Origin of the sequence: Branchiibius sp. NY16-3462-2, from assembly GCF_001594145.1 — a bacterium.
Lineage (GTDB): Bacteria > Actinomycetota > Actinomycetes > Actinomycetales > Dermatophilaceae > Branchiibius.
The window spans coordinates 443066-455789 of sequence record NZ_LVCF01000001.1; the positions used below are offsets into that span (position 1 = coordinate 443066).

The following is a 12724-nucleotide window of genomic DNA, read 5'->3' on the forward strand; positions in this document are numbered from 1 at the left end:
TAGTCACGTAGAGGTTGCAGCCTGGTTGCGTCCAGATGCGACCAGGTCGCATCAACCGTTCATCGACGTACGCCGAGGGGCCGGCTTGCGCAGGCAAGCCGGCCCCCAGGGTGCGATGAACCGCGGATTACCGCAGCGGTTTGGCGACGGTCACGGGCCCGGTGTGCTTGATCCCACCGCCACCCGCGCCGAGCTTCTTGCTGGCAGCGATGCCGATGAAGAAGTTCACTCCGTTCGGCGTCCCCACACCGGTCACGTCGTCGTAGCCCTTGCGGGTGAAGATCGTGCCGGTCTGGTTGATGGTGCGGGCGGTGGTGCGCAGCCCGCCACTGGCGTCGACGCCGTTGACGTAGTCGACCCGGACCACAGCCTGGCTGACCCCGGTGCTGGCGATGTCGTTGAACGTCGGCGAGCCGGACAGCTTGTACATCGTCGGGTTCAGGAAGCCCAGTGAACGACCGGCGACCTGATCGGCGATGGCGACCTCGCCGGCGAACAACGGACTGGCCAACGAGGTGCCACCGATGCGGTACTCGGAGTACTTGGTGGAGCCATCGGGGTACGCCTGGGTCTCGCCGACCAGGAAACCGGTCTGCGGGTCGGCGTCCATCGCCACGTCCGGCACGGCGCGGTAGGCACCCTTGCCGAAGTAGTTGCTGATGGAGGCCGGGACGACGCCCTTCTGGTAGGACGGCTGCTTGAACAACTGGCTGGTGCCGCCACCGCCGCCGTAGACGTAGGCCGGCGGGACCGGGGTCCAGGCGCCATTGGTCAACGTGGACTTGCCGGTGCCCCAGCCCTGCTCCCAGCCGTAGCTGCCGTCGGATTTCACCGCCAACGAGGTGCCACCCACCGCGGTGACGTACGGGTCGGAGGCTTCGTAGTCGACGCTGCGGTAGCCCAGATCCGCGACCTCGTCACCGTTGTCACCGGAGGAGAACAGCAGGCTGATACCTTCGGCAGCCGCCTGGATGGCGCTCTGGTGCGAGTCAGCGACATCAGCGATCGACGTCGGCTCGCCCGCGTCACCGTAGGAGTTGCTGACGACCATCGCGAGTTGGTTGTCGACGATGGTGTTCAACGCCGAGTTCAGGTCGCTGTCGTAGCAGCTGGCGCCACCCACGTACAGGATGTTGGCCTGCGGGGCCGTCGCGTGGACGGCTTCGACGTCGAGGGTCTCCTCGCCGTACCACCCGTTGCCACCGCACTCATCGATCGAGTTGTAGCTGGCCGGCAGCGACTGGCTGAACTGGTAACCGCGCAGCGGGTGGCTGGGGTCATTGCGCTGGGCGTACTTCTGCGCGTCCGGCAGGATCGTCGGAGACGCGTAGGCGTCGATGATCGCAACGGTCGCCCCACGGCCGTCGTACCCGGCCTTGAGAAGCTGGTCCTCGCCGTACGCGCTCCGGATCTGTCCGGGCTTGTAGCCACAGACCACATACGGCATCGGGTTGGTGACGCCGGGTAGGACGGGTAGCCCGGTGGCGGTCTTCTCGCCGTAGTAGTTGGAGCACGGGCCGGAGTTGACGAACACGGCCGGCGGGCCGGGCAGCGTGTCATCGCTAGTGACCTTCGTGGCCGGCGCCGCCTTGTCGGTGGACACACTGTGCGTGCTGTTGCCGGTGCTCGTGGACGGCACGGCGCGCAGCGTGCTGTCCAGCCCGGACACGCCCGCCACCAGACCGGCGATGTTCGTCGGAACGCTCAGCGGAGCCGACGGAGCGGTCTCGGTGCGGCCCTTGTACTTGAAGTGGCTCATCGAGGCACCGAACGCTTTGTTCACCTTGGCAGTGCTGCCCGACACCGTGACGTAGCGGTGGTTGGCCGGGATCTGCCCCACGGTGAGGCCCTGGCCCTTCAGCCAGCTGGTGACCTGGGCGACCTGGGCGTCGGTCGGCGCGAATCGCGAGCGCCACTGGGCCGCCGACACGTACTTGTGGTAGTTCGCGTTGCCGGGGGTGGCCACCGCCGTGGCGAGGGCTTCGGCCCCGGCTTCGTCACGCAGGTTGAGGACGACCTTGAAGTTCAGGCCGGTGTTCGACGGGACGGCTCCGACGCGCGCGGCCTGCGCGGCCCAGGCAGGTTTGCCGTTCAAGACGTGACGGCCGCCGGTTTCGGCGGCGTTGGCAACAGAGGGTGCGGCGAACGCGATGGCCAGGACGGCGGTTGAGCCGGCCGCGACCGCGGCACGCGCGGTGATAGTACGACGCATGGGGCGCCTTTCAGGAGATGACTACCGGAGATGCTGCGGCCGGGATGGTGGTCGGCAGCACCTTCGATCCTGCGCGCGCACAGGCTCCTGAAATCCTTACGCCACCTGCCAACTACCTACCAATATCCTGGGAAATCCCTGGGTATGGCAGAAGGCCCCGGGGAACCCCCGGGGCCTTCTGGCGATCAGTGGCGGGCGGACCCGCCGAAGATCACTTGATGATCTTGGTGACGCGACCCGCGCCGACGGTACGACCGCCCTCACGGATAGCGAACTTCAGACCCTCGTCCATCGCGATCGGCTGGATCAGCGTGACGGTCATCTCGGTGTTGTCACCGGGCATGACCATCTCGGTGCCCTCCGGCAGCTTCACGACACCAGTCACGTCCGTCGTGCGGAAGTAGAACTGGGGACGGTAGTTGTCGTAGAACGGCGTGTGACGGCCACCCTCGTCCTTGGACAGGATGTAGACCGACGCCTCGAACTCGGTGTGCGGGGTGGTGGTCGTCGGCTTGGCGATGACCTGACCGCGCTCCACGTCCTCGCGCTTGATACCGCGCAGCAGCAGGGCGGCGTTGTCGCCGGCCTGGCCGCTGTCCAGCATCTTGTTGAACATCTCGATCGAGGTGACGGTCGTCTTCACGGCCGGGCCCTCACGCAGGCCGACGATCTCGACCTCCTCGTTGACGTTCAGCACACCGCGCTCGATACGACCGGTGACGACGGTGCCACGACCGGTGATCGTGAAGACGTCCTCAACGGGCATCAGGAACGGCTTCTCGGTGTCGCGCTCCGGGTCCGGGATGTACTCGTCCACGGCGTCCATGAGGTCCTCGACGGACTTGGCCCAGGTCGGGTCGCCCTCGAGCGCCTTCAGCGCCGAGACCTTCACAACCGGGACGTCGTCGCCCGGGAACTCGTAGGAGGACAGCAGTTCGCGGACCTCCATCTCGACGAGCTCGATGATCTCCTCGTCGTCCACCATGTCCGCCTTGTTCAGGGCGACCACGATGTAGGGAACACCGACCTGACGGGCCAGCAGCACGTGCTCCTTGGTCTGCGGCATCGGACCATCGGTCGCGGCCACCACCAGGATCGCGCCGTCCATCTGGGCGGCACCGGTGATCATGTTCTTGACGTAGTCAGCGTGACCCGGGCAGTCAACGTGCGCGTAGTGACGCTTCTCCGTCTGGTACTCGATGTGCGCGATGGAGATGGTGATACCGCGCTGCTTCTCTTCGGGAGCCTTGTCGATCTCGTCGAACGCGAACTGGGGGTTCAGGTCCGGGAACTTGTCGTGCAACACCTTCGAGATCGCAGCCGTCAGCGTCGTCTTACCGTGGTCGATGTGACCGATGGTCCCGATGTTGACGTGCGGCTTGGTCCGCTCGAACTTGGCCTTACCCACTTTGGGGTCCTCCTTCAAGGACTGGTTTCTAGCGCCGGGGCGGCGCCGATTGGTTTTCTTTCGTTACCGGTTGGCTGACAGGCGTTCGCCTGTCACTCGCCCCGGACTTTCTTGATGATCTCGTCCGCGACATTCTTCGGAACTTCCGCGTACGAATCAAATTGCATCGTGTAGTTCGCCCGACCCTGGGTCTTGGACCGCAGGTCTCCGACGTACCCGAACATCTCCGACAACGGCACGACCGCGCGAACGATCTTGGCGCCGCTGATGTCCTCCATGGCCTGGATCTGGCCACGGCGGCTGTTCAGGTCACCGATGACGTCACCCATGTAGTCCTCAGGGGTACGCACCTCGACGGCCATCATCGGCTCCAGCAGGACCGGGTCGGCCTTGCGGGCAGCCTCCTTCAGCACCATCGAACCGGCGATCTTGAACGCCATTTCGGAGGAGTCGACGTCGTGGTACGCACCGTCGACCAGCGTCGCCTTGATGCCCACCAGCGGGTAGCCGGCGAGGACACCCAGCTGCATGGCCTCCTGGATACCGTGGTCGACCGAGGGGATGTACTCCCGCGGGATGCGACCACCGGTCACCGCGTTGACGAACTCGTACAGCTCGCCCTCGTGGGTGTCCAGCGGCTCCAGGGTGACCTGGACCTTCGCGAACTGACCCGACCCACCGGTCTGCTTCTTGTGCGTGTAGTCGTACTTCTCCACCGCACGGCGGATCGTCTCGCGGTAGGCCACCTGCGGCTTACCGATGTTCGCCTCGACCTTGAACTCGCGGCGCATGCGGTCCACCAGGATGTCCAGGTGGAGTTCGCCCATGCCCTTGATGATCGTCTGGCCGGTCTCCTCGTCGAGCTCGACCTGGAAGGTCGGGTCCTCCTGGGCCAGCTTCTGGATCGCGACGCCGAGCTTCTCCTGGTCACCCTTGGTCTTGGGCTCGATGGCCACGGAGATAACCGGCTCCGGGAAGGTCATCGACTCCAGGACGATGGGGTTGGTGAGGTCGCACAGGGTGTCGCCGGTCGTGGTGTCCTTCAGACCGATCGCCGCGTAGATGTGCCCGGCGACAGCTTCCTCGACCGGGTTCTCCTTGTTGGCGTGCATCTGGAACAGCTTGCCGACGCGCTCCTTGCGACCCTTGGTCGAGTTGAGCACCTGGGTGCCGGCCGCGATGCGACCCGAGTAGACCCGGATGAAGGTCAGCGACCCGAAGAACGGGTGCGCCGCGATCTTGAACGCCAACGCAGAGAACGGCTCGTCGACGCTGGGGGCGCGGGTCAGTTCGACCTCTTCGTCGCCCGGCTTGTGACCCACCATCGGGGGCACGTCCAACGGCGAGGGCAGGTAGTCCACGACCGCGTCCAGCATCGGCTGCACGCCGCGGTTCTTGAACGCCGAACCACACAGGATCGGGTAGAGCTGCGAGGTGACGGTCAGCTTGCGGATGGCGCCCTTGATCTCCTCGACGGTGAGTTCTTCACCTTCGAGGTACTTCTCCATCAGGGCGTCGTCAGCTTCCGCGACGCGCTCGACGAGAGCCTGGCGGTACTCCTGGGCCTTGTCCTGCAGGTCGGCCGGGATCTCCTGGATCTCGTACTTGGCGCCCATGGTGACATCACCCTTGGCGTCGCCCGGCCACACCAGCGCACGCATCTCGACCAGGTCGACCACGCCGACGAAGTCGTTCTCCGCGCCGATCGGCAGCTGCAGCACCAGCGGCTCAGCACCCAGGCGGTCCTTCACCGTCTGCACGGTGAAGTAGAAGTCGGCGCCCATCTTGTCCATCTTGTTGACGAACGCGATGCGGGGCACGTCGTACTTGTCGGCCTGCCGCCAGACGGTCTCCGACTGCGGCTCGACGCCCTCCTTGCCGTCGAAGACGGCGACGGCGCCGTCCAGGACGCGCAGCGAACGCTCCACCTCGACGGTGAAGTCCACGTGACCCGGGGTGTCGATGATGTTGATCTGGTAACCGTTCCAGAAGCTGGTGACGGCAGCGGAGGTAATGGTGATACCCCGCTCCTTCTCCTGCTCCATCCAGTCGGTCGTGGACGCACCGTCGTGCGTCTCACCGATCTTGTGGTTCACGCCCGTGTAAAAAAGAATGCGCTCGGTCGTCGTCGTCTTACCGGCATCGATGTGCGCCATGATGCCGATGTTGCGGACCTTCTTCAGGTCGGTCAGCACGTCCTGTGCCACGTTGTCTCTTCTCGTCTCGCTCGGTGTGTGAGTGATGTGAAGTTAGGGGGAGGTACGGCGAGTGGGCGCCTGAGGCGACCACGCGGCGTACCGTGCGGTCCGGCCAGCGGGCGGTAACCCACCAGCCGGACCGGCGGGTCACCAGCGGTAGTGCGCGAAGGCCCGGTTGGACTCGGCCATCTTGTGCGTGTCCTCGCGGCGCTTCACAGCGGCACCCAGGCCGTTGGAGGCATCGAGGATCTCGTTCATCAGACGCTCGGTCATGGTCTTCTCGCGACGCTGGCGCGAGTAGCCGACCAACCAGCGCAGCGACAGGGTCGTCGCACGGTTCGGCTTGACCTCGATCGGCACCTGGTAGGTGGCGCCACCAACACGGCGGGACTTGACCTCCAGGCTCGGCCGGACGTTGTCCAGCGCGCGCTTGAGGGTGACCACCGGGTCGGTGCCGGTCTTCTCACGGCAACCCTCGAGGGCGCCGTACACGATGCGCTCGGCCACTGACTTCTTGCCGTCCAGCAGCACCTTGTTGACCAGCTGGGTCACCAGGGTGGAGGAGTAGACGGGGTCGTTCAGCAGCGGACGCTTGGGAGCAGGACCCTTACGAGGCATTACTTCTTCTCCATCTTCGCGCCGTAACGGGACCGGGACTGCTTGCGGTTCTTGACACCCTGGGTGTCCAGCGAGCCACGGATGATCTTGTAGCGCACACCCGGCAGGTCGCGCACACGGCCACCGCGAATCAGCACCATCGAGTGCTCCTGCAGGTTGTGGCCCTCGCCGGGGATGTACGCGGTGACCTCGATACCCGAGGTCAACTTCACGCGGGCGACCTTACGAAGCGCCGAGTTCGGCTTCTTCGGGGTCGTGGTGTAAACGCGGGTGCAGACGCCGCGTCGCTGGGGGCTGCCCTTCAGGGCCGGCTTCGTGGACTTCGTGACCTTGTCCTGCCGACCCTTGCGGACGAGCTGGTTGATAGTAGGCAACCTGTTGTCTCCGTAATCGTCGAATCTTGTCTGTTCGCTTGTCGCGGTGCGCGCTCGGACGCTCCGCGAAGTGGAACTCCTTGAACTCACCTCTCCGACCCCCGCACTCGGGCGTGTCGGTTCGGCGTCCTCCCCCGCACTTCCGGATACGATCCGACTGCCCGGCGAGGACGTGTGGTGGTCTGATGCTTACGAGGCCCGCAACACTGAACTATCCAACTGAACGGTCCAGCTGCGGAAATCATCGAGGGCAGGGCAGAGCCCACGCACGGTTATCTAGTCTACTGCCGCGTGCAGAAGCGGCCAAATCACCGCTACCGCCCTTCCCCGGGCCGGGGTGTCAGCCGGTCGGACGCAGTTTGAACACCCGGATTGCGCCGTCCTGGAAGACCATGTCTGTCTCGGCGGCCAGGCGTGGCGAGACCTCGGTGGCGGTGCTCACCGCGACCAGGTAGCTGACCCCTTGGCCGCGCACCCAGGCCAGGTCGCTCGGATCGGCGCGGGTGAACACCAGTTGGTTGCGGCGCAGCAGATCCTGGTCGAAGAAGGCGTTGGAGAACGCTCGCTTCGCGGCGGACTTCGTCTCGTACGACCAGCCTTCGACCAACACGCGCCGACCGCCGAGACCCGATATCCACCACTGGTTGGCGGAGCAGACCTGCTGCTCCTTACCCCGGCAGTGGGTGTTGGTCGCCAGTACGGCGTCGGCCGGCAGATTCTCGTTGATCCACTCGCCGACGGTCGCCTGCGCGCGGGTCGCGACGGTGCTGGGTGACTTACTCGGACCGGAGGGGCCGGTGGTTGCCTGAGCCCAGGGGGCGGACAGCACGGGGGCAGCCAGCAGCCCCGCGAGTGCTCCGGCGACGACGGCCATGGGCACCCCGGCGGACTGCGCCACCGACCGGGCACTGAGCCGCCAGGTGATCGCGGCCACGGCCGCGACGACGGCGATCCCCGCCGCCGTGACCAGGGCGGCCTGGCGAATGGTGTGATGTACCGCCGCGACCGTGGTCGGCGCGGGAGTGTGGGCGGTTCGCGTCATCCCGATCGCGACGAGGATCGCGACGGTGGCCGTGACCACCCAGACCACCGGCACCACGAAGCGCGCACCAGAACCATTGCCTTTCGTACCGGGTAGGTGCTCCGCCAGCAGCCAGGCCACCATGACGCCGCCCAGCGGGGCCACCCCCCGGATGAAGTACACCTCGCTGAGGCCCGGCTGTCGCACCAGCAGGAACCCCAGGAGTGCTGCGGCGGTGCAACCGACCAACAACCACGCCTCCGGCCGACGACGCAGCGCGGAGAACAGCAGCAGGACGGCCGCCAGGAGGCCTGCCAGCCGCCAGAACTCGAAGACCAGCACGCCACTGAGCACCCAGGGGCGGAAGAGCCCGGGGATGACCGGGGCATGCTCGCTGTAGTTCTGGGGGTAGCCGACCAACACGTCGTACATCGGTGTCCTGGACAGCGCCGCCATGAATTGCACGCCGCTGGCGGTGTTGCCCCCGCTCACGAATTTGGTGGCGATCACCGTCACGATCGCCATGACGACCGAGATCACCGCGGCCGTCCTGACCAGCTCCCGCCGGCGGAACAGGATCGTCGCTGTCAGCGCCGCCAATGCTCCACCCAGGAGGACCGGCGGAGCAGAGGCTTTCGCACCACAGATGGCGAATGCCGCGATGCCGAAGATCAGCCAGAGACCGCCCGCCTTCCCCTGCCCGGGTTGGCGGCGCAGGAGCAAGGTCATGGCGAAGATCGCGAAGAAGCTCAGGGGCAGTGCGTAGATCTGGGTCGGGGACGCCGCGATGAACGGGGCGAGGCCCTGATAGATGTTCGGCCACAGGGTGGGGTTGGTGGTGGCTGTCGCCAGCACTCCGGCGAGACCGCCGGCCCACGCGCGGCCCGACAGAACGTGCGCCAGGGTCGCGCTCATCCCGACGATGAGCAGGATCAGCGGCAGGATGTACAGCTGGGCCAGGATCAGCTGGACCGAGGTTCCGGTCGTCAGCGACTCGATCGCGACGTGCGCATCGACGAACCAGTGGTAGCGCAGGTCACCTGCCGCGACCGCCTGCGGAACCATGAGCGGGAACGATCGGGTGGCTTCCGCGGCCAACCCCATGTGCCACTGCATGTCGGGGTACATCGCGCGCCCGTCGTACGGCGGACCGTAGTAGTTCAGGAAACGCAGGAAGATGATCCGGATCAACACCAGCACTGCGACGGTCATCGCGATCAGCCAGGGCAACGGAATCCGGCCGGTCGGTCGTTCGCGCAACCGCTGACGCCAGGACGCGCGCACGAGTACCAGCAGTGCCAGCAGCGGCCAGAAGCGCACCAGGTGTTGCTGACCCAGCAACGACAGCACCATCCAGGACGCCAGTTCCAGGCCAAGACCGGTGCACGCGCCCAAACAGATCTCCGCCAGCCAGGAGACGGAGGGGCCGATCGCCGTACGCAGCACCAACCAGCCTGGCACCACGACGCCCAGCACCCAGTACGCCGTACAACGCAGGAGGTCCGACGCGTCGACGCCAGCCGCTGACGACGCTCGGAAACAACCGAGGTAGACCAGAACGCCCAGCAGCGGTGGTACCCAACGCGACAGAGAAATCCGGCGGACGTCGGGAGCGGCGTCCACGACGCTCATGGTCTCTCATTCCTGACGGGGTACGGATCGACCCGACCCACGATTGGCCCGTGCTGCGGGCAAAATGACGCCGCCACTATAGGTACTGACCCAGCTCGCCTGCAGTGAGGCGCGCGGTCGCAGGCGCAGAATGCCCGACTGACGACATCCGGATCGCAGAAGCAGGAAGACATCGACGGTCCGGTTGGCGTCAGTTGCGCAATCTTCCGGAATACCTGCGTATTGTAAGCGACCGTGAAAGGCCACGAAGTACGCATGCTCGCCGAGGTCGAGGACCGGCATTGGTGGTACGCAGAGCGTCGACACATTCTGGAAACGATGGTCAAGGACCTGCCCGCCGGGGTGGCCTGCGACATTGGGGCGGCCGGCGGGGGTAACACGCGAGTGCTGCTCAAGCGTGGCTGGCGCGCCGCTGCCCTGGAGTACGGGGAGGAGGGCGCCGAGGTCGGAGCGGCACGCGGTCTGACGGTCGTGCGTGCCGACGCCACCGCGCTGCCGCTCGCGGATGAGTCCCTCGACCTGGTCGTGGCATTGGATGTGCTGGAACACATTCCGGACGACGATGCAGCGGCGGCGGAGATCCGTCGCGCTCTGCGGCCGGGCGGAAGCGTGATCATCGCGGTTCCCGCAGATCCCAAACTCTGGTCGGCCCACGACGAAGCGGTCGACCATGTGCGCCGCTACACCCGCGACACCCTGACCTCGGTTCTGGAGCGCAACGGACTGGTCGTCGACACCTGCTGGTCGTGGATGGTCCTGCTGCGTCCCGTGGTGTGGCTGCGCCGCAAGTCCACCAGCGGCAGCGACCTTGACCGGCCGCATCCGTTGGTGAACTCGGCGTTGGGGACGGTTGTCAAAGCCGAACGCCACCTTCCCGTGCGGTCCCTGCCCGGGGTCTCACTCTGGCTGCGCGCCCACCGCCCCTGAGCCGCACGATCGATGACCCACGTCGCGGCAGCCGACGCGGCACTCACTCCGGGTCGGCCCTGGATCCCTACTGACCGGGCACGCTCCGCGTGGATCGCTGTCGTCACAGGGGCGTTGCTGGCCGGTTTCCTGGGCCTCGCGGTCCACACCGGTCTGCCGGTCGGCTCCCTCCTGCGGTTGGTGGCAGTGCTGGTCGTACTGCAGTGGCTGCCCGGCGTTCTGATCTGGCGCTGCATTCGCCCCCGGTCCGGCTGGCTTCTGGAGGACCTCACCTGCGGCTTCGCCTGCGGTTTCACCCTCAGCGTGCCGGTGCAGGTCCTCGGCGGACTGGCCGACAGCCCGCTGCTCAGTGCCGCCATCCCGGTGGCATGCATCGTCGGTCTTCTCGCCGTACCGCAAACCCGTCGTCGGATCCGGCAGGCCCGCTGCCGGCAGACCACATGGTGGCTACCGCTCGTGCTGGTGGTGGCCAGCCTCGGCACGGTTCGCGATCTGTGGGGCTACTTCACCCAGAACGAACTGCGCTGGCCCTCCGGCGCGATCGGCTTCCCCCACGTCGACCAGTACTTCCAGGTCGCGCTGACCCAGGCCTTGCGGTACCGCGGCCCGCGGACCTGGCCGATGATCCAAGGCGAGTCGTTCGAGTACCACTGGTTCGCCCACGCCTGGATGGGTCACCTGTCCGCCGTGGCCAACGTGCCAGCAGCGGATGTGGTCCTGCGATTCGCTCCGGCGCTCCTCGCGCCGTTGTGCACCCTGGCGATCGGTGCGCTGGCGCTGCGGATCACCGGTAGTTCTGCCGCTGCCGCAGTGGCGGTCCTTCTGGCGATGTTCTCCAACAGCGCGACCTTCTGGGCCTCCGCCGGCTACCAGAACCCGATCACCCCGCTGTCACCGACCCTGGCTCCCAGCCTGATGGTGCTGATGGCGTTGATCGCCGTGCTGACTTTCCGCTTGCGTGGCCATCGCGGGCCGGTGGGGGCCTGCGCCGTCCTGGTGCTGGCGATCAGCGCTGTCGGTGCCAAAGGATCGGCAACCCCCCTCGTCGCGGCCGGTCTGGCGCTGGCACTGGTCATCAGCGCTGTGTGGATGCGCCGGATGGTGCGCCCGGTGGCCACCGATCTGCTCCTGGTGCTCCTCGCGCTGGTCATTGCCGCGAAGGTCATCTTCGGCGGGTCTGCGGACGGCTTGACCCTGGATCCCCGGCAGGCCGTGCAGGCCAACTGGCTGCTGCATTCCATCGGTGGCAGTACGACGCCCTGGCTGCTGGTCGTCGGCGGCATCTTCATGGTGCTGTGGGGTATGAGCAGGGCCGCGATGGGCACGGTGCTGCTGCTCAGTGGCGACGAGCACCTCGGCCGCCGCGATCCCCTGGTGTGGCTGCTCATCGGTGCCGTCGGCGCCGGCGCGGTCGCACCGGCCCTCTTCGTGCAAGCCGGAGCCAGCCAGAACTACTTCCGGATCCAGGCCATTCCCATCGCCGTCGTCCTCAGCGCGGCGGGCGCGATGGTCTGGTGGCGTGGGCAGTCGCGGCGGGTGATCGCCCTGGGCGTCCTGCTGGCAGCGGTCGCCGGCCTCGCGGCGTACCGGATACCCAGTGCGCTGATCAAGGTGGAACCCGGCCGCCCGACCCGGGCCCTGCTACTGCTCGCGCTGGGCGTGGCGGCGTGCGTGCTGGCCGGGCTGATCGCCGCGACGCTGACCCGTCGTCAGCGGCTCACCACCTTCGTTGCGGTGAGCACCGCAGCCGTGCTCTTCACCGGCATCTGGTCGTGGGCAGACAGCGTGGGCGACAGTTCTGCGCGGATCAGCAGCACCCACCACGCCGGCAAACCGCGCACTGCGGCCTGGCCGGGGGCGGTGACCCAGAATCAACTCGACGCCGCGATCTACATCAGTCAGCACGCCGGAACGAACGATGTCGTGATGACCAACCGGCACTGTTCATCGGCTCGCCCGACGCGAACATGCGACAGCCGGCGTTTCCTGGTGGCCGCCTACAGCGGCCGGCAGATGCTCGTCGAGGGATGGGGTTACGCACCCACGATCACGGCGAAGTACTCCAAGGGCCGCACGATGATGACCGCGCCGTTCTATGACCCTGCTCTGCTGCAGCTGAACGACCAGTTCTTCATCGATCCGACGGCCGCGGCGCAGCGGCGGCTGTGGGATCTGGGCGTGCGGTGGGTCTACGTGGACACGCTCACCGACCCAGGGGTCGACCTGGCGCCGTACGCCACCAAGGAGTACAGCAACCCGGGTGCCACCGTCTGGCGGCTGAACCACCCCTGACCTCAGACACGGGCAGCGGCCCGGGATCTTGCGATCCCGGGC

8 protein-coding genes are annotated in these 12724 nt (G+C 66.6%); 2 read left to right on the top strand and 6 right to left on the bottom strand.

Annotated elements, in window-relative coordinates:
• Nucleotides 1-127: 127 nt before the first annotated feature.
• The 6 genes from AZH51_RS02150 to AZH51_RS02175 form a co-directional block, all read right to left on the bottom strand.
• Nucleotides 128-2212 carry a S53 family peptidase gene (locus AZH51_RS02150; RefSeq protein WP_291520836.1) on the bottom strand — a complete coding sequence of 695 codons (2085 nt, stop codon included), beginning with the start codon at nt 2210-2212 and terminating at the stop codon, nt 128-130.
• Between the two features lie 211 nt (nt 2213-2423).
• The gene (tuf, locus tag AZH51_RS02155) at nt 2424-3620 is read right to left on the bottom strand and encodes an elongation factor Tu (protein ID WP_291521315.1); all 1197 of its coding nucleotides are present in this window, start codon (nt 3618-3620) and stop codon (nt 2424-2426) included.
• A gap of 92 nt (nt 3621-3712) precedes the next feature.
• A complete protein-coding gene (gene fusA, locus AZH51_RS02160) occupies nt 3713-5827 on the bottom strand; it encodes an elongation factor G (RefSeq protein WP_291520838.1) in 2115 nt (704 codons plus the stop codon).
• Nucleotides 5828-5965: 138 nt separating this feature from the next.
• Entirely contained in the window at nt 5966-6436 is a 471-nt protein-coding gene (gene rpsG, locus AZH51_RS02165; protein WP_291520840.1) for a 30S ribosomal protein S7, read from the bottom strand.
• The gene (gene rpsL / locus AZH51_RS02170) at nt 6436-6810 is read right to left on the bottom strand and encodes a 30S ribosomal protein S12 (protein ID WP_109683731.1); all 375 of its coding nucleotides are present in this window, start codon (nt 6808-6810) and stop codon (nt 6436-6438) included. Before rpsL ends, rpsG begins: the two co-directional genes overlap by 1 nt.
• Nucleotides 6811-7150: 340 nt before the next feature.
• On the bottom strand, nt 7151-9463 hold the full coding sequence (locus tag AZH51_RS02175; protein ID WP_291520843.1) for a hypothetical protein: 2313 nt from the start codon (nt 9461-9463) through the stop codon (nt 7151-7153).
• A 234-nt stretch (nt 9464-9697) separates the two neighbouring features.
• Here AZH51_RS02175 and AZH51_RS02180 point away from each other — a divergent pair, with 234 nt between their 5' ends.
• Both AZH51_RS02180 and AZH51_RS02185 read left to right on the top strand, forming a co-directional pair.
• Nucleotides 9698-10390, top strand: a complete 693-nt coding sequence (locus AZH51_RS02180) for a bifunctional 2-polyprenyl-6-hydroxyphenol methylase/3-demethylubiquinol 3-O-methyltransferase UbiG (protein ID WP_291520845.1) — start codon at nt 9698-9700, stop codon at nt 10388-10390.
• A gap of 12 nt (nt 10391-10402) precedes the next feature.
• Nucleotides 10403-12682, top strand: coding sequence for a hypothetical protein (locus AZH51_RS02185; protein WP_291520847.1), 2280 nt, complete (start codon nt 10403-10405; stop codon nt 12680-12682).
• Nucleotides 12683-12724 lie beyond the last annotated feature (42 nt).